This window comes from Holospora curviuscula (assembly GCF_002930195.1).
Taxonomy (GTDB): domain Bacteria; phylum Pseudomonadota; class Alphaproteobacteria; order Holosporales; family Holosporaceae; genus Holospora; species Holospora curviuscula.
In genome coordinates this window covers 54,178-76,357 of sequence record NZ_PHHC01000080.1, presented here as the reverse complement: position 1 = coordinate 76,357, position 22,180 = coordinate 54,178, and the positions used below count along the sequence as shown (strand labels likewise).

The window sequence follows — 22,180 nt, the reverse complement described above, 5'->3', positions numbered from 1 at the left end:
TTAGACCGGGGACGTTAAGGAAAAACGAGACGATAGCCAATCCAATCACAAAATTTAATCCCCCACCATGGATTTGGAGCTCTAGACATGACTTCCGTCAAAATTAATGATGTCCTTCACTAACAGCTGGTGGGAATCGATCACGTAAAAAAATCTTGTGATTTTTTGCGTGCATATATTACAAATATTTAAAAGTCTGTGCTATATCTCCGTTTGGTTTTTCTCCCTATAATACTCAAATGTCAACAAATAACGCGAAAAAAAAGATATGCCATACACATAAAGTGTAGGATTGTAGGCGTACAAAATGAATCGATTGAGTCACGCTATAGTAATTTAGCTTAAAAATGGGATTAGATATGGTATACTCTTCAGAAAATGACAAAAAACCTCGAATTAAAAGGTACATACACCGAGGTAACCATCAAAAGATTGGGGCACAAAGAATTATAGCAAGTAAAAGTAGCGTAAGTAGAGGGTGGATACGCTAAAAAAAAGAAACCATCAAGCATAAACCACGATTAGAAAGCAAAGAAACCATAGATCCAAATTCGCTAAAAATATGTTGAACATAAAGAATATAAAATATGGGCAAAGATCGCTAAGCTATTTAACGCACGCATTAATTTCTGCCTATAGAAGGCTTAAAAAGTGAGGCTTTAGTGATAAAAATTCTTTTATCTCTGGGGAGGCTTGTGAAGAAATACATCTCAAGAAACAATCAACGATATAGCGCCTGAACGTATTTTATAGAAATGACGCTTTGCAAAAAAAGAGAGTGAGGTAAAAGAAGCAAAACACTGATTGGTAAAAAGCGTGGTACATAGTCCAACAGAACCCATAGTATCCTCCTGGAATAATCAATCGATTACTCCTAGGGGGGGGGTAATACCCCTGCAATACGGATCTTTTTCATCATTAAGGAGAACAGTGTTGAATGAAAGCGCTACCCCCCCAGTCTGACTATAGATCATGCCTCATTCCATAATGCTTATAAGCCAAAAGAAAGTAATTGAATCACTTGGTTTCGGGGGTGTTTTTACCGCCATATTGTCCCGACGTGAACTCCATTGAGACATTCTAGACTACTATAAAACGATGGATTACCCTTACTCAACGGCATAATATAAGGCTTTACTTCAATTCTTTCAAAGCCTATCCTTCAGTTAAGGTACTATATATACCCGCTAAATATAGATCTTCCTAAAAGATTAGCCCAAAAAAGTGTCCTTCTCAAAATACCTCCTAAACAGTCTATTATTTTTAATTTTAAATACAAAATTCATTCTAGGAGGTGCCAAAGATGAAAACGAAAAGAAAGCTCTATCCGAAAAAATAATAGATTATTGACATATTAGGTTTTTCGTCTAATAAACAATCCAGCATTAACCCTCTGATTAATGCTGGAGCTTATACACAATCCATCTTAGTAGGATCTGTAATATTCATTGCCAACAGAAGTATTTTGGGCAAAAAATTTACTTTTACATTGAATTGAGGGGGTTCCTCTGTTGTACAGGTTTTCGGAAGCTGAAAATGTACATTGATATGACAGAAATCGCTTATCGATCCTTCATAATTGAGCGCATCCCCCAATTTTTCTCACGGATTTTCTCAAACGCTTTGGTTTCTTCATCTTATAAAACGACAGTGCGTATTGCTTTGAGCACTATAATCTTGGGGTACAACTCTCTAATCTACTCTAGTCCTTAAGATCCGAAAAAGGTCTTCTGTAATATACACTTTGGAACATAATGAAATAGTTTTACTCCTATATCATACCTTTTATTTTATGAGTACACGATTTAAAATCACCGTTCTTTCAGATATTTATTTTAGATCTAAAGCGGAGTTACACGAGGTATCCGGCTTAGAAGCAACCAAGGTTAAAAGATATGCATAAAGAGTTTGCACACCAAAGGCGCACCCCCCTTTAGGACACAACGGATGATCTACTGTGACATGATCCACATTGGCAATGTCTAAATGAGCCCATTTTTGTCCTGGTCGTATAAATCGTTTTAAAAACTGGGCTCCAATAGAACTTCCTGCGCCATAACCAACGTTAGCGATATTTTTCATATCTGCATGATCGCTATCCAAAGAACGATCAAAGGCAGGATCTAAAGGAAGAGGCCAAAATTTTTCTCCCTCTAAAGCACCGCAGGACTTAAGAGTTTGAATCAGTGTTTCACAGGTTCCAAACAATCCTCCATATTCAGGTCCTAAAGCCACTTTTACAGCGCCAGTTAATGTAGCAACATCGATAATAACTTGAGAAGAAAACCGCTCTTGTGCGTACCACAAAGCGTCTGCCAATATTAATCGTCCTTCCGCATCGGTGTTCAGCACCTCAATGCTTTTACCAGATAAAGAAAATACAATATCACCAGGACGTTGCGCAGAACCTGAAATGGAATTCTCTACCAAAGGAATCACCACATAAAGATTTAAGGGGAGCTTATCTATGGCCGCCGCCCGTATCACTGCCGCCACCACTGCAGCACCGGACATATCCATCTTCATATCTTCCATTCCAGAAGAGGGTTTGAGAGAAATCCCTCCTGTATCAAAAGTAACACCTTTGCCTACTAATGTCGTACGAACCTCTGAAGAATGGGCACCATTCCATTGAAGTACCGCAAGACAGGGGTCCTGAGCACTTCCTTGGCTAACTCCCAGAAGGGCACCGAATCCCTGGCCCTCTAAGGCGGATTTTTCAATAATTTCTACCTGAATTCCAAATTGCGTAAACTCTTTTAAATGTTGAGCAAATTTTTGTGGTGTTAATACATTAGCGGGTTCGTTACAGCGCTGCCGTGCCCAGTGAAGGCTATCAATACGTCCGTAATGGCGCTGAATGTAGTGACTTAAATCTGAGCCTTGATCAACCACATACAAATCTTTACATCCTAATTTAGGTAAAGGATGCGCATTGGTTCGATAGGTATCGAACCGCCAGTCTCTAACTTTTATTCCATACAAAAGCTCTTGTGGATAGCTAGACCAGGGAAAAATTTGTACTGCGTCGTAGGGTAAAGTTTGACATAGAGTCCACAGTTCTCCTCCTTGACATCGAATTTCATAAATAGATTCAAAGGAATTAATCCCCCAGAATATCACCCTTTGACCTGATTCAACCTCAATGTCAACCCACTTTCCTTTTGCGACGCTCAATGTAGAGAGTGTATACTTTACTGCGTCTAATTGAGAAATAGCCAAAATATTTCCAAAAATTTTTCCTTCACACACAGCTAGAATTATAGGAATTTTAGCTTGTGTTTCTGTTGTAATATGAATACGCATCTGTAAGGCAACCAAAAAAATATATTACTATTGAGTCTGGGATAAACCGTCATAAAAGTCAATAAAAAAGTATAATAATAATTTTTCTAAAAATTTTTCTTGATAGAAATATAAAATTTTTCAATGGAAGCACTCCATATTAACAAGAAATAATGTCATAACAACTACATTTACTAATTTAGAACTAATTTATTTTATACAAATATTTTTAACTTTTTTACGATTTTTATCATAATTTTAAAAATAGGGATGCAAAAAAATAACCGCGCTTTTCCAAGAATAATTTTTGTCTCATTTTTATAAAAACGATAATACCTTTTCTTAGCCCATAAAGTCTTTCAAATATAAAGTAGGGGCTATTTTTTTAGTTAAATTCCAAAATTCATTAATTATGTATGACAAAAATAATATAAAATATCGAAATCTACATCATAATTCATTTTTTAGCATCGTTGTCACATTGAAAATCCAATAAAATTGATACGATGCTTGCCATTAACGTCCTTCAAGAGCAGTATTTTAAGAACCTATCTTCACAGATTAGGCAAGTTTTTTAACAAAAGTCATGGAGTAAGCAATAATAATACTGTTTTCAGATGAATTAATAGCTATTTCAATAATAGACCTCTTCGGAAACTGTCATTTTTCTAATTCCATGGTATAGACCCCTGCAATGAGAGTGAATCTCAGCCCAAATCTGTTACGCCTGTTTCTGTATGTATCAGAGATGATCTTAAAGCGTTTGAGTATCCCAATACCATTTTCATTCATTACCCGCTCGCTGGAAAGCTCTCTATTTTTCCTTTTTTCTTCTTGCATTAGCGGATTTTTCTTACCCTTCTTTTTTGGAATGTCAGTTCTACTATGGAGTGTTTTCAAGCCTTGATATCCTGTATCCATCATACCCTTAATTTTAGGATGAATATGAGTTTTTGATTCTTTAAAACCCCTGAAATCATGACGTTTGCCCTTTGAAAAAGCCGTGCATATACCTTCTTGAGTTACTACACCTTGAGTGTTTAAGGGGTGTCTTTTCTTTGTCTTTTTTGGGCGCTCTATTGGGGGTTCTGTTGCATCTATGAATACCATTTCATCATTCATATCACGTTTCAAAAGCGCTTTCTTACCTGGCAAAGCAAAATCAGAGTGCTTGATAAGCGTTCTCTCTATCCATTTTTAATCGTATCATAAGCCGTATGCTCACTGACCCCATCGCTTTGACTTATATGGAAATAAGTACGGGTATTGCCGTATGTACTCAAGAGAAATAACAAGGCGATCCTCTAAAATAAGCGTGTTCTTTCCACCGCCTTTCGCTTTCTTAAGGCCTTCGGCTTCTCTCAAAATATCAAGCATCTTTTCAAAAGGTGATCTTTTAACGCCTGTTAAACGACGAAATTTTTCGTCTTCTATATTTTTTATGGTTTCCTCGTTCATAACAGATCCTTCTATAGAGCGTTTACATCAAACTTTAAATTTAATCTAGTTTCTCAAGAGGTCTATTTCTTAAACTGTCTTTGCTCAGGTTTTTTCAAGGCTGATTCCTGGTGCTTTGAGGCTGTCACTTCTTGCTCCATCTAAATATTGATGCTCTCGATATCCTAAATCTATCCGAAACTTCACTCTATGAAAGTTCTGCTTTAGCGTTTATTTTCAATACTTCTTTTCTAAAATCTACTGAATATGTTCTATCTATTAATTCTCTCTTACTCTTATTATGCTCTGTTTAGATTGCTTTCGTTATATGATGCGCAAATCCACGCTCATCAATGGAAGCACTCTATTTTTTTCCTGTTTAACGCATCACATTTTTGGCACAATACAGATCTTTTTTCAAGATCCGCTTTCGAATAATTTAAGGTTTTTTTATAGAACCCCAAAAACCCTCCCCTCGCTCTGCCTGATAGGAATCAGGATATATCGTGTAATATCGTATTCTAAACATTCCATGTTAATTGTGCTTGCTGGCTTAGAGCGAACTAATTTTGGTTCTAAACGCGCATTCCCTCTATCGTCTGCTTACCCACTCCAAAACGTTTACCAGAGTTCTCATAGCTCATCCCTTCTTTCTTCTTAATTTTTCACCCCTTACGACGAAAATTCAATAAATACGATATCTTTAAATACTCTTCTTTTTTCTTTTATTATAAGCATTTTATGTTATTTTGCTGTATGTCATACTTCTTACCTACAAGCTTTTTACTTCTCTTGCCCATCCTCTGTCTTTGTAAATAATCATCTTTATACCCCTCTCGTCACTTTATACAAAACGTTTAGGCGCTATATCGTGGATTGTTTCTTGATATGTATTTTTTCACACGTCTAATCAGAGGTAAAGAGGATTTATCGCTAAAGCACCACTTTTTAAGCCTTCTATAGATAGAAATTAATACATGCATTAAATAGCCTAGCGATCTTTGCTCATATTTTATATTATTTATGTTCAACATACAGTTTTAGCGGATTTGGATCTATAGTTTCGTTACTTACTAATCGTGTTTGAGGGTTTATGATTACTTCTTTTTCTTAGCGTATCCAGCCTCTGCTTACACTACTTTTATTCAGGATGACTATTTTACGTTCATTTTTTGATTATTAATCAATTTTATCTATTCTATTACGCTTTTCTTTAAATCTAGGCTGTATTGTCTTCTTATCATGTTTTTTTTCCAATGATAACAAATTTCATCCCATTTTTAAGCTAAATTACTATATATAGCGGTACGGATACAAAGTATCTAAGCGTAATGGAATAATATTATAGTAAATCACTTTGAATTAGATGCATAACCATAATAGGATGAAAAAGAGAAGTATCCACACGCTAACGATTTCAGACAAAACGTAATCTATTCTTTACGCAAAAAAACACCACACAAAAACTATCAGAAGCGTTTGAGGGACACAGAAATGCAGCAAGTAAAAAGAGTACCCGATATAAGAAAAAAAATACTACACTAAAAAATGTTTAGAGTGTAAATATAGAGTAGACCATGCAAAAATAGAACAATTTGTCAAAAAGTAATGAGAATACTAGATAAAAAAAATATTGGGGAGGAGTGCACTATAAGCACAGGATATACCCAAGTAGTATTCAAGAAGCTAAAATTTAGCGACAAAAAAATCTTTTCCTCTGGAAAGACAAAGGGAAAAAAGCAAGATAAATATCTAGAAGTCATAAAAGAGGTACCGAATCAAAGTTTTATATATCGTGATAAAAGTGATATTGAGATGGCAAGTTTCAAAGATAGAGGTTGATGAAAAACCAGAAACTGGTTGCTAGTATATATTACAAAAAATCATTATAGCTAGCTTAGTAAATAATCAATCCATAGTACCTAGGGGGTTTAATAATTCTTGCAATACGAATTTTTAATTATCGTGGAGAACAGTATTGAATTAAAGCGCTCAAACTCAGATAATCTGTGATTTTGGATCATGCCTCATTCTATAACTCTTATAAGACAAAAAAATTGATTGAATTGCTTGGCTGCGAGCTCATTTTCTTACCCCCATATTAGCCCAACCTAACCCTCATTGAAAAATTTTGGGCTACTATAAAACGATGGATGGACCGTAATATTACTCAAGCTACGGAATGATATCAGATCTTGCTTCAATTCTTTTAAATCCTATTTTTAAGTTAAATTACTATATGTGGTAAGTATCGAAAACTGAGATCATATTTTTGCGCCAGAGTAGGATTCTTTCAAGAATTATCCACTGTGCTTTGCATACAAGTGTTCGATTCCTGGGGCACCTCCCTAGACGTTACACTTTCAAACTTTATCTCTATAAAGCGTAGCAGGTCAAACTAACCATTTATGGCGTTTCATAGCTTTGGTTGCATTTTTATGAAATGTTTTTCATGAGGTTTCTCTTGCTTTCTAGCTTAAACCTTAAACTTTTAAAATCTTTTTCCACAATGTGTGTAAATATGTACACACTAAGCCTCTAAAATGAGTATACCCCACATAAAAAAAAGCTTTGCTTTATAGCTTCGATTTAAAGAAATTGTCTGGTCACTAAAGTTTCAAACAAATCTTTTTGCACCCTACATAGTGGAAACATAACCAATCAAAGCATAAAAAAATAGTGTGTGCACTTCACAACTTTAAATGTACTTTCAGCTGTAAAATAATTTCCAAAATATTCTGAGGTGCTCATGAGGTAGCCTGTACTTTCTAAAAACCAAGCATATAAAAGAGTGAAATAACAGGAATAAGTATAGGATTGACATCAAAGAGAGATGAGAGAGGTCAAAAAGTTATACAAGTGATCTAAAAGACCAAGCGTGGAAAGTCATAGAAAAAAGGATCAATGAGAGAAAAGAGACGCAAACGGAGTTCTCTGCCTAAGGTGCTAGGCGGATATGGAATGGCATAGTTTATATCACGAAACGGCTTTTTTTGAAGGGATGTCCTTAAAGAGTTTGGGCGCTTTAACAGGCTAAAGCATAGAAAAAACTCAGAGATATCCTCAGAATGAAGAGGAGAAAAAACAAAAGTCTTACCATAGGAATCTTCAATATCCAGGGCGTGAACCCACGCGCTTTTAAATAATGAAGAGATGGAAGTAAGAAAGGGGAAGGTCAACATCTTGGGCTATTGGCGAAATGCTGATGTGCACAAGCGCTAGGGCTCATGATAGCACACGTGCAAAAAAAGTATTACTTGGCTTGAAGGAAACAGTTCCAAGGCTGGTGAGAATTTTAGCATATCAAGAATATCTACAGCAGTAGTTTTTTCTTGATACGCAAGAGGTTTTGTTTAGCATTGTAAAGCAAGCACAACACACTAAGGGGTTTAAAGTCCAGAAAGGCGATCGCTTCTAGAGGATTTAATTTACTTAGTTAGATTATTTTAGAAGACTATCCAAAAATTTATGATAGGTCTACTGCATCAGCCAAATTATTTATTTCACTATCCTTCAGTAAAATAATCTTCTATAGGTTAAAAAAATGGTTTGCGTCACTAATTTTAAGTAAAAGAAAGAAGTACTAGGACAAGTTACCTGTGCACAAATATCTTGTCCTTGAGCGATTTTTCTTACTTTTTATGCAATTTCATTAAACAGACACCCTTATTTAGCGCCAAACATATAGGTTAGCGTCATCAAGAAAACATTATTGGTCGTCTTAAAGGTGGGCGCACCAACAGCAGTGGTTTTTTCAGGAACAATTTTGGAAATTTGGTGCCAAGTTTTTTTACTCATCCATTGACGCTGATACTCAAGACCTAAAGACATACGCTGAGTTAATGCGTACCGAGCACCAAGCGCCACCATGGGAGCCGACACCGTTTTGGAGATGCCACCAGAAGATTTCCCAGAAGAATTAATGGATGCTAATTTTTGACGCTGAAAAGATACTCCGGGTCCGGCAAACAGTTGAATCCGATTTCCAATAATGTAGCCAAATTCAAAAATAAAGGAAGTAAACCATTTGTTCTTCAACTGAAAAGCTGTGATATTATTTTCAGAAATGCTTGATTCAGAACCATTATAGGCATTGTTTATATCAGGATTATTTTTGTAATGCCAAAAACCGCTCGAGTATGCTATACGGGAAGAATTTGCCAAAGATCCAAAAAGCCACCGCAAGCCCATAGTGTAAAACCCCATTCTCTTTTGAAAGAGCGCACCCATAGTCCAAGCAACCCCAGACTTGTTTTTTACCTTTAACGCATTGGAAAAGTCTATCAATTCATTGGGATTCCCAATTCTCCGAAACGGTGCCTGTGGGTTTTGCCTATAATAGTATCCAGATAATTTTAGGTTATTAGAGGCGGTGCCATCTTTTGCACTTGTGGAAGAATTTGCTACTCCCAATCCCATGGTGATACCAATCCCAGACTGGAAAGAAGAACTTCCTTCTATTTCTTCTCCTGCTTGAAGCGAAGTTGTCGCAAGAAACAAAAAATATACTAATTTAAAATTTTTATGCACTTTCAATGTCCTATTATTTTTAATTAACATTAGTATTTTGTCAAAAAAATTAAAAAATAACCAGAAAAAATCGTAATTTTTTAGCAATAAACTCTTAACAATGTTTTTTTACAACATTTTTTAAATCCCATATTTAAGTCTATTTTTTATAATTTTATAATAATAATCAAAAATAAAATAACTTGTATTAAACAAAAAAAATATAATTAAAAAAATTTTTTAATTATATGTAGACACTACCCCCATGAAGCGGAACATATTATAATACAATCAGTAAACACCCTATTGACTTTTAATTATTTTTTAATATCAGTAGATTTTTGAGTTTGTGCGAAAAAATTTCCCAATTCCAAAAAAATCTGTTGTGCCAACTGTTGCGCACTTTCTTGAGAAATGTAATATTGTGTGGTAGTTTGGCCATAAAAAGATGGCGTTAATGTACGGTAATAGTACGTTACTGCTTGTCCTTGATACACCAGGGTTTGGCCATAGGTTAAGGTAAAGGGAGCTCTCACAACTACATGAAGTAAAGTAATTTTCGCATCTTCCCCCATTTCCAAAGCGCGCTCTAAAGTTTCTATTTTTACCGTTAATGTATAGGCTTTGGGACAGCGAGTGCCAAGAAACATGCGTTGCAAAACGGATCGCAACAAAAATCCTGAGTGTTCTGGAATGGTATCCACATACACGCTAGAAAAATACTTTTGAACTTGGGGGGTAAACACAGAATCACAAGAATTCAATAAAAAAAAACCGAACAATAATAAAAAAAAATGTTTTACGTTCAATATTTTTAACTCCCCGGGCCGGACTCGAACCAGCGACCTGGCGGTTAACAGCCGCATGCTCTACCACTGAGCTACCGAGGAATACGTTTTCATTCTACGATAAATTTGTCCGTGTTGTCTATACCCCAGAGCCCCCTCATAACAATAAATATTTGAAAAAAGAAAAATAATAAGGGAATGCCTTGAAGGGTGAACCATTTAAGGTAAGGTTCATGAAAGAAGTAGAAGAAGGGGGTTTAGATCATTTTAAACCCCTAAAAGATCCTAGATCGAGTAAAGAATAGGTGCATGATACGTCTGAGGTATTCTTAGCGACTTTGTGCGCAGCGCTATGCGGGGCTGAGGGATGGCAAAATGTTGAGTTTCAAGATCTGTTTTTTCCCTGGGTCATAAGTAAAAATAGCCCGGCAATATTATAGCAATCGATGAAAAGGTCTCAAGGCGCAGTTGAGATGTTACATAGAATACGCACGTTTTCTACAGAGGCTAGGCCAAGAGAAGGGATAAAAGTAACGCGCTCACCAGTAATACCGAAAATATTGGATTGGCTGAATCGTAAAAGATCTATTGTCACTATAACGTTGCAGATAAAATCATGGGTAAAGGAGGACATTATATATTCTCTCTCAAAGCTAATCAGAAAATTATGATAAAGGGCAAGCTAGGATTGAAGTTAGAAAATGCTCGGTAAGTCAGGATAATAAATAGCTAATCTTAAATACTCCTAATGGGCGTTCCATTAAAAGCATGGCGCGGATAGAATCGGCTTGTGAGATAAACGGCAAGTGTTCTAGTGCAGTGCGGTAGTATGAATCTTCTTTAGAAGTCATTCTTGAAACAATGCTCTCATATATTAGAGGTCATTGGGCCTTACATTGGCTAGTACAGAGGTCATTTGGTGAGGATCAAAGAAGAATACGCAAGGAAAACGCTCCCCACGCTATAGGCAATAATCAAGCATATAGCTCTGAACAAGCTCATGTGCCAGGACAATCAATCAAGCGGTTCAGAAAAATGGGATGGGGCTGGAGTGATGACATACTTTCCCGTATCTTGAAACAAAATTTTTCATGAGGTGGTGCTAGTCTATACCCTTTTCAAAGAATAGAACAAAAAGTAGAGTCCTTGGTTCTCAAAGAAAGCGACAAGACTTGCGCTAAAGTCTCTTCAGGAAGGATCAAGATCAGTGCAGAGACTGCTCTCTAGGCTTTTCTAAAACTTATTGCTTTTGGGTACTGTGATAATTCTTGAAATTATTTATAAAAAACGCACTATAAAATAATTACAATAAATATTTTGTAAATAATTTTGCAATAGTACGGATGAGTTTTCCGTAAACAGCGCTTGCGTGGCACCATTTCTTTTCAATGGAGGTATAGTAATTTAACTTAAAAATAAGAGATTTATTATATCTCTCAAAAAATGAAAAAAAGCCCATAAACGATTACAAAAATACAAAAGCAGCTTAGAATTAAAGGAAAGAAGCGTAGAATACATACACTTAAGTAAAAATCAAAACATGAGCGCAACAATCGTTATGGTGAATAAAAATAGCGTAAACAGAGAGCGGATACGGTGCGAAAAAGAAGGAGCTATCAAGCCTAAAACACGATTGGGCAGCAAAGAAACCATAGATCTAAAATCAGCTCAAAATAAATTATCAAGAAATGATCAACAATATAGCTCCTAAAAGTCTTATATAGAGTGATAAAATTGGTATAAAGATGAACCATTTGCAAAGACAGAAATTGGGGGTAAGAAAAATAAAAAATTGATTGATAAAAAGCGTGGTACATATTCTAAAAAAACTTATATAGCCCACTAACTACAGAACGGTTATAGAGAATAGCGCGGGAATTGACCAATGTGTAGAACGTCGTATCTGTTTAGCGTCAGCGCATTATTTTTCAATAGAATTAAGATCAGGAAAATAAAGAGGTAGTTAAAGTAAATTGTGACCAGTATTCTTAATCATTTTCTACTTAGCTTTACCTTGATGGAAGGCAGCATTATTCATGACGCTACCTCTTTTTATCTGAAATATTGGTGAGTACCATGTTCTCTACCCAACACATCAATACCTTTACAGAACCCGTAAGGAATCCAATGGACCTTAAAGTAGAGCCCATTAAAGCACCTAGAGCATTTATTCTATAGATTTGTTCTATTTTGGCACCCCAATCCTGTTTTTCGTAACAACGCTGCACTTTTACAGAATACCCGTGAATTCTTGACATATTATGCGCAACTCTACGTTCATCAACTTTTCTGTTTAATTCATCACGCTTTTGGTACAATACAGATCTTTTTTCTGGATCCGCCTTTAGATAATTTAAGGGTTTTTTTATAGCCAACCCCAAGACGTCTCAGGGCTTTCAAGAGACTAATAGCCCTTACCCCAAAGCGCTCCGCGTACTCTGGCTGATCGGCGCATCAGGATATATCGTGATACCGTGTTCTAAACAGTCCATATCTATTGTTCTGGCTAGCTTAGAGGGCACTAAGTGGGATTCTAAACGTGTATTCCCTCTATAATCACCCATTCTAAAACGTTTACCAGAGTCCTCATCGCTGAATCCTTCTTTCTTCTTAATTCCTAAACCCTTATGATAAGAAATACGACACTTTTAAATATTCTTCTCTTTTCTTTTAATATAACCGTTTTATAGTTAGTTTTCTATAGATCCTAACGCTAAAGACATTTCTATACTTCTAATCTAAAAATAGCTCACATTATAAAAAATCAATACAACTTTTTTGGACGTACTTAAACTGTCGTTCCCTTTTTATTTTCATTTAGCATACAAAGAGGGTAAGGATTCTCCTGAAAAAATCTAAGATCACGTTTGGGCATTACTTTGCGCCGTTTTATACAAGAACCCCGAATAATCTCTATCCCATCGATACTCTTTCTTAATAAAAAGATTCTTTTTGGATAATTTTCATGTTTGTATCTGTAATCATGTGTTAAAGATCTCTGTGGTACACCAATACATTCATATTGTTTGTTTCTTTTAAAAATTTTGCCACCAATTCTGCTGTACCAACAGAGCGGTGTCTTCCTCCAGTACATCCAAAACTCAGGGTAGAATTCAAGCGCCGATCTTGAGTATACGAAGGTAAGATTACAGAAGAAAATAAGTAAGTTACATGTTCAAAAAAAGAATTAAATTTTGAATCCTGCATTAAATAGGATTGAATATACCCGTGCTCCCCTGTAAGGGTTCGCATGTCATGATTGTAATGCGGGTTAGGTAAAAACCGCATATCAAATACAAAATCGCTTTGTAAAGGAATGCCTCTACGAAAAGAAAAAGATAATAAGTACACCCATAATTGAAGAGAGGGTATCTCAAGAAGCTGCTGAAGTTTACTACGCATTTCAGGTGGAGAAAAAGTCGAAGTATCAAAAACAACATCTGCTCGATTCTGCACAGAATCTAAAAGTTTTTTTTCCCTTTCAATCAACCCCTCAATGTACGCCGCATTTCCAAGAGGATGGCCTCGACGCGTTTCTCGATATCGTGCACACAAAACTTGTGTGCTAGCATTCAAAAACACTACCCTTACAATATTTTTTTTTCGAATCATTTCTACACAGTGATGAAATTTTTCTGTGCTAAAATCTCGCGTACGAAGATCAAGGCCTATACCTAGAGGGTGTTGTGTTACTTTTTCTGAAATTAAATCAGCACACAAAGCGATAGGAATATTATCTACAACCTCACAGCCTAAGTCTTCCAAAAGCTTTAAAGCCATCGTTTTTCCCGAACCTGATAGCCCAGTAATAAAAAATATTTTGGGGTACATTTATGAGTATCGTTTGGGTGCCGAAGAGGTGAATCGAACACCCTACCTACTGATTACGAATCAGTTGCTCTACCAATTGAGCTACTTCGGCGCTACATTAAATTCCATTATACAGTGTTTTATAAAAGCGTCAAATCTATCTTTTTTCTCCACCCTTCCTAAATTGATCTAATCAACGCTTAAAAAAAATTTAACATCTTACTTTTTATAAATAACTTAATTAATAAAATATAATAATATTCATGATATAATTTTAAAAAATAAAATAATTATAAATATTAAATTTAAAAAAACACATCAAAGCTCTCTCTAATTTTTTTGCTGTCTTATTTTAATTTGGGCTTATTTTTTTTGGGTAAGGTTAAAAATTTATCTTCATAGTTTGATATGCAGTGAGAATAAAGTGTACGAGAGTTAGGGCTACCTCATGAAAAATTTTGTTTCAAGATACGCAGAAGTATGTCGTGACTCCCAGCTCCCCCCATTTTTCTGAACGTCTTGATTGATTTTCTTGGCATCTGAGCTTTTGTTAACCGTAATACGTTCAGAGCTATATTCCGATTATTACCTAACGTGGGGAGCGTTTTTCTTTCGTATTCTTCTTTGATTCTCACCAAATGACCTATCTACTACCCAATGTAAGGCCCAATAACTTTTAATATATGAGAGCATTATTTCAGGGGTGACTTCTAAAGAAGATATTGTACTTCACTAGAAAACTTACTTTTTATCTCACGAACCGATTCTATCCGCGCAATGCTTTTAATAGAAAGCCCGTTAGGGGTATTGAAGATTAGCCATTTAATATTCTGACTTACCGAGTATTTTTTAACTTCAATCCTAGCGTTTCTCTTATCATCATTTTCTCAATCTTTGATCTCTTATAATGATACAGTTCAGACGCGTTGCACCCAGATATGACAAATTTCCACACGCTTTTCTTTCCTTCGTTCATTTTGCTGCATCACTCATAGTTCTAAAGTAAATTTAAATATCGACATGCCCTAATGAACGTGGAGTTTCTTATGATACGCCAAAAATTCACGGGCATTCTGTAAAAGTGCAGCGTTGTTACGAAAAACAGGATTGGGGTGCCAAAAATAGAACAAATCCAAATGCTCTAGGTGCTTTAATGGGCTCTAATTTAGGGGCAATTAGATTGCTTACGGATTCTGTAGAGGTATTGATGTGTTGGGTAGCGCAAATGTTCCTGCCCAATATCCCAGAAAATTGTGGTATTGTCATGGATAATACTGCGTTCCATCAAGGTAAAGCTATGCAGAAAATAATTAAGAATGCTGGTCATACTTTATTTTACCTACCGCCTTATTATCCAGACCTTAATCCCATTGAGAAACAATGAGTTCATCCTAAACAGATGCGACGCTCTAGAAATTCTTCAATTTAGCCGCTATTCTCTAAAACTACTCTATAATTATTTGACCGTATGTATCCTCTTCTTCATCAAAATAGAACTTTCATACTCTTTAGCGTTGCTTGAAAAATGATTACGCCAAGACAATATGCGCTTCTCACCCCATTTTTTTCCCAAATAGCCCCCCCCTTGAGTCAGGGAAGTCGGCATCTCACGTATGTTCTTCAGGATATTTTAACGTATCCTTCCGTTATTTTCTGGTAACCGGCATCCGAGCAAATACCCGTAAGCGTTAGAGCGTTTCTTAAGACTTCTTGAAAAACAGCACAAGCTCCAGCCGTATTATAAATATGGGCTGCCTAGACTTTAGCGTGAAAAAGATGACTTGGTCTGTCTTTTACACTATGACGGTTATGACTTGTTAGAGCCTGTATTTATGGATTAGCGATCTGCTTTTAACCAGAGCATAGAATGAGCCCGATCATCACCGTATTTTCGACAGCTGCTACAGCACTTTCGTACGCTTTAGACCATCTTGAATAATGATTGAGCCAAGCCAAAGTTCATTCAACGACCTATCTTTTGGTGAACACATCCTACCTTGGGGTTCTGAAATTTCAATTGTTTTGATTAAGAACGTTTTCTACAAACTTTAGCATGGTTTTTCTATACTCGGCATCGGCGCAAACGCCTTTGAGTGTCGAATAGTTTTTAAGAGGCTCTTGAAAAACATTGCACTCCCTTACTGTATCATGTTGATTCGCGTCATAAACAGTACCGTGCATGAGAGTGAATTGTATATCCACAACACTATGGGTAGATTCTTTGGATAATGATTGAGCCAAGCCAAGGTTCGTTCAAGAACCCATTTTTTGGCAAACACCGCTCATTCTGGGGTTCTGAAATTTCAATTGTCTTGTTAAGAAGATTTTCCACAAACTCTAGCATGGTTTTTCCATACCCGGCATCGACGAAAACGCTTTTGAGTGTCGGATACTTTGCATAGCCTCTTGAAAAACATTGCACCCCCCTACTGTGACTAGCGTCATGAACAGTACCGTGCACCAGAGTGCCTTATATATCCACAACATTATGGCGTTTAGGTTCCTTTATTTTTTTCCCTCCGTCAATGCCGCGTTGTTCACAAGCCCGGGTAATTTTGACACTGTGTGAATCAATCCTGCGATAGCTCTGGGTTTACTTCAACCAGCTTTTATCCGACGTATCTTCACAAGCGTGATTAGTACTTTTTCCCATATTCTTTTGATCCTGAAGCTTCGATAAAACCAATATACAATAGAGTACGGGGAACAATCTTTAGAAAGCATTCGCTATGGGAAGCCGCTCTTTATTATGTAAACTACTCCATTAAGAACCTCTTTCTTCTGGTATTTACTTCTATTACCATACTTTCTCCATTCAAAATCATCCTTAATTATCTCCCATGCATGATCTATTAAATCCCTTGGATCTTGGATCACGCGCTCTTATTACCTTCTAGCGTCACTATACTCCCTCCGTTTATCCATAAAATAAAGAGTCTACATCATATCGTATTAGGTGGAGAAAAGAAGGGAGGGTATAGCCCCATATCATTAAGCGAATTCTATAATTATCTCCCGAATGCATTATTTTGTATTAGCCCAAAATTTTTCTATCGAATCCAGCTTTGATGAATAAGGGAGGAGAAGTATTACAAGACTGTGCGTGATATTTTTTTATGACGTTTAGATATCTATTTCGATCGTCTTGCTCTACTTCCCAGAGGAAAAGAGTATTCTTTTATCCTTTGCGTATAGCAAACTTAGCCCGAACATTCTTCAATCACTATTCTCATGTTTTTGCCAAAGTAATTTTTTCTTTGAATAGTCAACCTACGTTTATACTATAAATGTTCTCTAGTGTAACAATTTCCGTCTTTCTTAGATCTATGACGCCATCGACTTACTATATTTCTCTGTACTCTAAAAATTTTTGATTTTTTGATATTTCTTTTTGTATTTTTTTGCTCAAAGAATAGATTAATTTTTTTATTAAATTGTTACTTCATGGGCTTGTGAATATTTTTTCTTTTATCCTACTATGGTTTCGCACCTAATGCTATATCCTGGACTAGAGGAATTTTTAGAGGGGCTCTTTTTTCTAGAGGGGAAATTCCCACTTTATTAGTTTTTTCTATCTCCTAACTTATTTCCAACCTTAATTTTTTGTACACAGAAGCTCGCTGTACACCCGAATATTTTTGCTAAATTTTTTAACGACATATCTGTCTCAGTTAGGATATTACCGCCTTCAGCGTTTTAAAAAGAGTCCGTTAGGGCTTTTCATTAAATTTTCTGAGAGTTTCGTGAACTCTTTTTTAAACTTTAGATTATTTTTTATTGTACTGATTTTAAACTGCAATAATTTTTTCAAATTACTATGAGAGAAAAAATAAATAATTATTAGAAAAAATTACTTAATCTATAACATCGATATTTATAAGAGAGCTTGAAATCTAGAAAATAAAAAATTTTTTGGTTGACATGCTTAAGCACTTGTTCGTAAAAAATTTTGACACCCATAATACGCATTACAATATATTTAATGTGAAATAAAGGAAACAATTGCTAATTCTACATATTTTAGAAAATTTTAAAAAATTATGCTATCTTTAAAAAACAACAATACGCAAATTCTTTTCTATGATTCTTGAAAGCAGTATATTTTTAGGAGGGATTCTTTTAGGAGCAAGTGTTGGATTAGGACTGTACATCAAAGAATATAAAGCAAAGCTTTTGTGCCAAAAAGACCTTCAGATCACTGCCGAAGCATTGCGATGGTGTCAAATTCAAAGGGATGAAACCCAAGCTCAGGAAATACAGAAAGCTGAGATGAATGCGTCTTTACATCGTACACTAGAAACTATACATCATCAAGCGCTTTCCGAGTTCCAAACCGCTTGCATTACTGTGATTAAGCCTACAGTAGAACAGTGGAATAAAGTACAATCTCAAGAACATCAACATATTTTAAATCAGGCAGCACATCCTTTAGGGCAAGCATTAGAACAAGTACTTCAATACTTGAAAGGAATAGAACAAGAACGTATCTCCACCTACGAACAACTTAAATCTCAAATCACACATATGCGTCAAGATCAAAAAGAATTAGGTACGCACACGCAAAACCTTATAACAGCATTACGCTCTCCTCATGTCTGTGGATCTTGGGGGGAATTGCAGCTTCGGCGCGTGCTAGAATTATCCGGTATGCTGGCTCATTGTGATTTTGAGGAACAGTTTGTACTGAAACAAGGAAATACAACCTTAAGGCCTGATGTGGTGATTCATCTAACAGAAGGGCGTTTTATTATTATTGACGCAAAAACCCCCATTCTTCATTACCTAGAAGCCTGTAACGCCCCAGATACAAAAAGTTACCAAGCCAAGCTTCAAGAACATACACGTTTAGTGATGCAGCACATAAAAAAATTATCAGAAAAAAATTATCCCAAACATTTACCTGGGAGTGTAGATTTTGTTCTACTTTTTCTTCCTGGGGACACGTTCCTCAGCGCTGCACTTTCCATCAATCCAGCACTTGTAGAGTGGGCCAGTGAACGCGGCGTAGTATTAGTCAGCCCAAGTCTTTTAATCGCATTATTAAAGACCATTGCCCATGGGTGGCGCCAAGAACGTTTGGCTCAACAAACGCAACAAATTATGGACATTGCAACTCAGCTACTCCAGTATTGTCATCGTTTGGAACTAAAATTTGATCAAGCAGATCGTCAACTACGCCAAAGTTGTGAAGCATTTTTATCTGCTTCTCATATTTTAAAACACCAGGTGATGGTCAAAGCAAAAGATCTTGAATCTTGTGCTCACGTCCCTAATGCCAAAGAAAATCAAGATAAAAAGGAGCGTTATGCCCAAGAACCAGTGATTTAAGGAGAACATGTACTCCAAGGCGTAAAAGCCCATAGGGAAGATACCCTCGATAGTGACGTAAGCCAGGAAAACCGATTCCATTGTGTCATATCCTGTTGCAAGACACCAAAAAGTAATTAATTTTATTAAGCCTATACTCCATAAATTTTCGCTTTTTATAAAGGTATTTGTAAAAATATTGCGATTTTTGGGATGAAATTTTGAAGAAATCAGAGCTTGATTTTTTATTTTCATACTTTTTGCCACTACATAATCAGCATTATATCCTTTGTCTGCCAGGATAAAAAGATAGCTTTGGCTTTCAGACTTTTCAAAAGCATCGAAATGATGTAGTCGGACGCTTCTCCCCCTGTAAACACAAATTGAACGAGGTGGCCAAGCGCATCGCAAGCAGCGTAGATCTTGGTCAAAAATTTATCACAAGGGTGCCCTAATGCTTGGGTTTAAGCCCTTTTCCACCAGCCCTGTGCTGATGTTCAAGCACAATGGTGGAATCAATCCATTCCCCATTCCATGTCCGCATCTTCCAAGAGGATGTTGCACATCCTCTTTCACACCCTTTCTATGCCCAGCGTTTAAAGGGTTTATAAACACTTGCCCCCTTCCCCGTACTCTTTTGGGAGAGAGGGCCATCGACGGCCGTTTCGCCCCTCTCAGATCACGTCGTCTACAAAACGACTATTTGTCATCCACAAGACGTTCTAGAATCCCAGAAAAATCAGGTAATTTAACCGATATCTTTTCAAATTGATTGTCTCTCAGGTGCTTTATATGAGACGTAGATTATCTTTTTCACAGAGAAATTTTTTAAAAACATGTCGACACTGCCTAATCCTTGCTATTCTTTTCACCTCAATGAGAATGCTGGCCACTAAAATTGTTTCCATCAATCCATCGCGCATTGCCATTGATCTAAAGAGGTTTATGGCATTAAAAAAATGCTCAACATAATTTTTTTGTTTATCAATGTGTTTATCCTTCTTTTTTTTGGAAATAACAGCAGTCATTTTAGTCTCTAGATGTTTAGTCCCGCCAAGAAATGGTTAGGATTAATTGTAAAATATTCTGGATGAATTGTTCACTGATTTAGAATAAATTGCCAAGGAGTTTTGCCTTTGATGGCTTTAAGTCGTTTAGTGAAGGTATAAGCCATTAGATAGGCATGCAGATGCTGTTTCAGCTCATCATGAGATGCATAATGGAAATTGTTTACAGTTGCCTCTTTAAGCGTTCTGTTCATTCGTTCTACCTGCCCATTAGTCCAAGGATGCTTGATCTTAGTCTTTCTATGCTCTATCTGATGCTCATTGTAAACACGCTCAACGATATGAGTAAAAGCATTTTTATGATGATCATGATTGGTACATTGAATCCCATTATCTGTGCGCACCTTATGTATTTTATAAGGTAGAGCTTTAATAAGGTTACGTAAAAACTCTGCGGCAATCATCTTAGTCTGGCTTTTATGGAGCTCTGCATAGGCAAATTTTGATGTTCTATCTATTGCTACGTAAAATATAACTTACCTTCAGCTGTCCTTACTTCTGCTATATCTATATGCAAGTAACCCATAGGATAGTGTTTAAATTTCTTTTTGTCAGCAGAGGTAGATCTTTCTTTTTTAGGCAAAACAGAGCAGCCATGACGCTTTAAGCAACGATGAAGGGTTGCTCTACTTAAATGTGGAATAGTTTCTTGTAAGCTATACAAAACATCATCAAGAGGCAATGGTGTAAGCGGTCTGAAAGTCACACTCGCCTTTTCTTCTGTCTCTGATAGAACTGTAGATTTTATCTTTTTAGGTCCCATGGGAAGGTCTTTCGTATCTTCTCTTTTTCTCCACTTGAGGATTGTTTTTGGGTTAATATTAAATCTTTTAGCCGCTTTTTCTATGCTCTCTTTACTATCACGGATCTCTCTACGGATTGCCTCCGTTGTTCTGGCATTTGCGTGTAATGCTTGTCCCATAAGCTTTTTCTCCATGCATTATTATCTTCATAATATATACCACAACTCTCTGGGATCAAACACCTAGAGTGTGTCGTCACGAGAATCAATCTATGCTAGCATGAGGTATAGAATGAATCAATGCAAGGTAAGCGCTCACCGACGCCATGATATGTCAGATCACATATGGAGTCTTTTAGAGCCGCGATTGCCTGGGCGAAAAGGTTCCTGGGAAGGTATCGCACCTGATAATAGGCTTTTTATCAACGCCGTCTTTTGGATATTGCGCACTGGCGCACCCTGGAGAGATTTACCTCCTGACTTATGGCCACTGGAAAAACACGCATCGACGCTTTTGCAGATGGCGGGACAAAGGCGTTTGGCAAGGGGTGTTAGAATCGCTTGTGATGGAGCCTGATTTTGAGTGGCTCATGATTTGATGCAAGCCCTATCAAAGTACCCCCTCATGCAGCAGGAGCGCGTGGTGGAAACCAAGCCATGGGACGAACAAAAGGGGACTCAATTCCAAAATACATATAGCCGTAGATGCGACTGGTATGCCAGTGCGAATCCTTGTTACAGAAGATAGCACAGCTGATTGTACACAGGCTGAGGCTTTTATTGAGGGCATAAACGCCCAATGTCTTTTAGCCGACAAAGACTATGATTCAGATGCTGTGTTAGACATGGCAAACAGTCACACCATTCAAGCGGTGATTCCTGCAAAAAAGAAGGGAAAAGAACAGCGCTTCTATGACCAAGAAATACCTTCTTGCATCTTAAGCGATGGAGAGGCATCGCCACGCGATACGCCAAAAACAGCTCCTCCTTTCTTGCAGCCGCCCAAATACGCGGTCTTGCCCTTTTTGGCTCAATATCTCGTAACGACACTATCTAATAAAACAACTTCTGAGCCTACCATTGTTCTCTACTTTTTTGGCAGAAAAGTGTTGAAAATCATCAAAAAAATTAATGAAATTATTTGTTGCGCTTCGTATTTTTCTCCGTCTGTTGAGTTAAAAAATAAATAGCGTTGCGAAGAAATCAATCTTTCCGTGTATTTTGCCGAAAAAACC

Annotated in this window: 15 protein-coding genes, 2 tRNA genes and 3 pseudogenes; 5 read left to right on the top strand and 15 right to left on the bottom strand. The window is 36.6% G+C overall.

The genetic code is table 11. The features are described 5' to 3' along the window. Positions 1-1,830: 1,830 nt before the first annotated feature. Both HCUR_RS03205 and HCUR_RS03200 read right to left on the bottom strand, forming a co-directional pair. Positions 1,831-3,321, bottom strand: coding sequence for a leucyl aminopeptidase family protein (locus tag HCUR_RS03205; RefSeq protein WP_165780699.1), 1,491 nt, complete (start codon positions 3,319-3,321; stop codon positions 1,831-1,833). A 624-nt stretch (positions 3,322-3,945) separates the two neighbouring features. Further along, positions 3,946-4,743 (bottom strand): annotated as a pseudogene (locus tag HCUR_RS03200) (IS5 family transposase). 1,587 nt (positions 4,744-6,330) lie between these two features. Here HCUR_RS03200 and HCUR_RS03195 point away from each other — a divergent pair. Beyond that, positions 6,331-6,564, top strand: coding sequence for a hypothetical protein (locus tag HCUR_RS03195; RefSeq protein WP_104206713.1), 234 nt, complete (start codon positions 6,331-6,333; stop codon positions 6,562-6,564). Between the two features lie 1,824 nt (positions 6,565-8,388). On the opposite strand, the gene HCUR_RS03185 is transcribed toward HCUR_RS03195, so the two are convergent. The 3 genes from HCUR_RS03185 to HCUR_RS03175 form a co-directional block, all read right to left on the bottom strand. After that, entirely contained in the window at positions 8,389-9,252 is an 864-nt protein-coding gene (locus HCUR_RS03185; protein WP_104206711.1) for an outer membrane protein, read from the bottom strand. 296 nt (positions 9,253-9,548) lie between these two features. Further along, on the bottom strand, positions 9,549-10,040 hold the full coding sequence (locus HCUR_RS03180) for a hypothetical protein (RefSeq protein WP_104206710.1): 492 nt from the start codon (positions 10,038-10,040) through the stop codon (positions 9,549-9,551). 9 nt (positions 10,041-10,049) lie between these two features. Next, positions 10,050-10,121 (bottom strand) — tRNA-Asn (locus tag HCUR_RS03175). Between the two features lie 1,438 nt (positions 10,122-11,559). Here HCUR_RS03175 and HCUR_RS09100 point away from each other — a divergent pair. Further along, the gene (locus tag HCUR_RS09100; protein ID WP_207760896.1) at positions 11,560-11,730 is read left to right on the top strand and encodes a hypothetical protein; all 171 of its coding nucleotides are present in this window, start codon (positions 11,560-11,562) and stop codon (positions 11,728-11,730) included. A gap of 331 nt (positions 11,731-12,061) precedes the next feature. Here HCUR_RS09100 and HCUR_RS07775 read toward each other — a convergent pair whose 3' ends face one another. From HCUR_RS07775 to HCUR_RS03150, 4 genes are all read right to left on the bottom strand, one after another. Further along, complete coding sequence (locus HCUR_RS07775; protein ID WP_207760895.1) at positions 12,062-12,337, bottom strand: hypothetical protein; 276 nt, start codon at positions 12,335-12,337, stop codon at positions 12,062-12,064. Positions 12,338-12,433: 96 nt separating this feature from the next. Further along, a complete protein-coding gene (locus tag HCUR_RS09095; RefSeq protein WP_207760894.1) occupies positions 12,434-12,583 on the bottom strand; it encodes a hypothetical protein in 150 nt (49 codons plus the stop codon). A 424-nt stretch (positions 12,584-13,007) separates the two neighbouring features. Next, the gene (gene rapZ, locus HCUR_RS03155; RefSeq protein WP_104206706.1) at positions 13,008-13,850 is read right to left on the bottom strand and encodes an RNase adapter RapZ; all 843 of its coding nucleotides are present in this window, start codon (positions 13,848-13,850) and stop codon (positions 13,008-13,010) included. 18 nt (positions 13,851-13,868) lie between these two features. Continuing rightward, positions 13,869-13,941: transfer RNA gene (locus tag HCUR_RS03150), tRNA-Thr, on the bottom strand. 1,041 nt (positions 13,942-14,982) lie between these two features. On the opposite strand from HCUR_RS03150, the gene HCUR_RS03145 reads away from it, so the two are divergent. Further along, complete coding sequence (locus HCUR_RS03145; protein ID WP_165780696.1) at positions 14,983-15,213, top strand: transposase; 231 nt, start codon at positions 14,983-14,985, stop codon at positions 15,211-15,213. A 629-nt stretch (positions 15,214-15,842) separates the two neighbouring features. On the opposite strand, the gene HCUR_RS03140 is transcribed toward HCUR_RS03145, so the two are convergent. The 3 genes from HCUR_RS03140 to HCUR_RS09805 all read right to left on the bottom strand — a co-directional run bounded on the left by HCUR_RS03140 (position 15,843) and on the right by HCUR_RS09805 (position 16,553). Next, positions 15,843-16,010 carry a hypothetical protein gene (locus HCUR_RS03140; protein ID WP_207760893.1) on the bottom strand — a complete coding sequence of 56 codons (168 nt, stop codon included), beginning with the start codon at positions 16,008-16,010 and terminating at the stop codon, positions 15,843-15,845. 25 nt (positions 16,011-16,035) lie between these two features. Next, positions 16,036-16,290 carry a hypothetical protein gene (locus tag HCUR_RS08445; protein ID WP_165780684.1) on the bottom strand — a complete coding sequence of 85 codons (255 nt, stop codon included), beginning with the start codon at positions 16,288-16,290 and terminating at the stop codon, positions 16,036-16,038. A gap of 137 nt (positions 16,291-16,427) precedes the next feature. Beyond that, the gene (locus tag HCUR_RS09805; RefSeq protein WP_279337531.1) at positions 16,428-16,553 is read right to left on the bottom strand and encodes a hypothetical protein; all 126 of its coding nucleotides are present in this window, start codon (positions 16,551-16,553) and stop codon (positions 16,428-16,430) included. A 1,356-nt stretch (positions 16,554-17,909) separates the two neighbouring features. Between HCUR_RS09805 and HCUR_RS03135 the strand changes: the two genes are divergently transcribed. Then, positions 17,910-19,157 carry a DNA recombination protein RmuC gene (locus HCUR_RS03135; protein WP_104206703.1) on the top strand — a complete coding sequence of 416 codons (1,248 nt, stop codon included), beginning with the start codon at positions 17,910-17,912 and terminating at the stop codon, positions 19,155-19,157. Positions 19,158-19,574: 417 nt separating this feature from the next. Here HCUR_RS03135 and HCUR_RS08440 read toward each other — a convergent pair whose 3' ends face one another. The 3 genes and pseudogenes from HCUR_RS08440 to HCUR_RS03120 all read right to left on the bottom strand — a co-directional run bounded on the left by HCUR_RS08440 (position 19,575) and on the right by HCUR_RS03120 (position 21,125). Continuing rightward, the gene (locus tag HCUR_RS08440; protein ID WP_207760892.1) at positions 19,575-19,712 is read right to left on the bottom strand and encodes a hypothetical protein; all 138 of its coding nucleotides are present in this window, start codon (positions 19,710-19,712) and stop codon (positions 19,575-19,577) included. A 212-nt stretch (positions 19,713-19,924) separates the two neighbouring features. Then, positions 19,925-20,164 carry a hypothetical protein gene (locus HCUR_RS03125; protein WP_104206701.1) on the bottom strand — a complete coding sequence of 80 codons (240 nt, stop codon included), beginning with the start codon at positions 20,162-20,164 and terminating at the stop codon, positions 19,925-19,927. 8 nt (positions 20,165-20,172) lie between these two features. Beyond that, positions 20,173-21,125 (bottom strand): annotated as a pseudogene (locus HCUR_RS03120) (IS481 family transposase). A gap of 112 nt (positions 21,126-21,237) precedes the next feature. Between HCUR_RS03120 and HCUR_RS03115 the strand changes: the two are divergent. Beyond that, a pseudogene (locus HCUR_RS03115) lies at positions 21,238-22,002 on the top strand (IS5 family transposase). The last annotated feature ends 178 nt before the right edge of the window (positions 22,003-22,180 follow it).

What these genes read in the sequence shown, in the direction of transcription:
- HCUR_RS03195 (WP_104206713.1), top strand. Translation starts at nt 6,331, where the DNA reads ATGAGAATACTAGATAAAAAAAATATTGGGGAGGAGTGCACTATAAGC.
- HCUR_RS09100 (WP_207760896.1), top strand. Translation starts at nt 11,560, where the DNA reads ATGAGCGCAACAATCGTTATGGTGAATAAAAATAGCGTAAACAGAGAG.
- HCUR_RS09095 (WP_207760894.1), bottom strand. Translation starts at nt 12,583, where the DNA reads ATGGGTGATTATAGAGGGAATACACGTTTAGAATCCCACTTAGTGCCC.
- rapZ (WP_104206706.1), bottom strand. Translation starts at nt 13,850, where the DNA reads ATGTACCCCAAAATATTTTTTATTACTGGGCTATCAGGTTCGGGAAAA.
- HCUR_RS03145 (WP_165780696.1), top strand. Translation starts at nt 14,983, where the DNA reads ATGGGCTCTAATTTAGGGGCAATTAGATTGCTTACGGATTCTGTAGAG.
- HCUR_RS03140 (WP_207760893.1), bottom strand. Translation starts at nt 16,010, where the DNA reads ATGCACGGTACTGTTTATGACGCGAATCAACATGATACAGTAAGGGAG.
- HCUR_RS09805 (WP_279337531.1), bottom strand. Translation starts at nt 16,553, where the DNA reads ATGCTTTCTAAAGATTGTTCCCCGTACTCTATTGTATATTGGTTTTAT.
- HCUR_RS03135 (WP_104206703.1), top strand. Translation starts at nt 17,910, where the DNA reads ATGATTCTTGAAAGCAGTATATTTTTAGGAGGGATTCTTTTAGGAGCA.
- HCUR_RS03125 (WP_104206701.1), bottom strand. Translation starts at nt 20,164, where the DNA reads ATGACTGCTGTTATTTCCAAAAAAAAGAAGGATAAACACATTGATAAA.